At 67.9% G+C, this 237-nt stretch carries 1 pseudogene; it reads left to right on the top strand.

Annotated features, from left to right (window positions below):
* Nucleotides 1-237, top strand: a pseudogene (locus tag SB771_RS36920) (chemotaxis protein); the annotation flags it as partial.

Genomic DNA, 237 nt, shown 5'->3' with positions numbered 1-237 from the left:
CGCAAGCTCGGCGGCGAACCCGACGACGCGTGCGAAGCCGCGCGCCAGATATCGCGGGGCAATCTCGACGTCGACGTTCATGTGCGTCCCGGCGACAACGACAGTCTCATGGCCGCGATGCGCGCGATGACGGGTTCGCTCGCGGGCATCGTCGAGCAGGTGCGGATGAGCAGCGACGCCATTGCGACCGGTTCGGCGCAAATCGCGTCCGGCAACGCGTATCTGAGCCAGCGCACC

Source organism: Burkholderia sp. SIMBA_051, from assembly GCF_046534915.1.
GTDB classification, from domain to species: domain Bacteria; phylum Pseudomonadota; class Gammaproteobacteria; order Burkholderiales; family Burkholderiaceae; genus Burkholderia; species Burkholderia ambifaria.
This window is presented reverse-complemented; position numbering and strand designations above follow the sequence as displayed.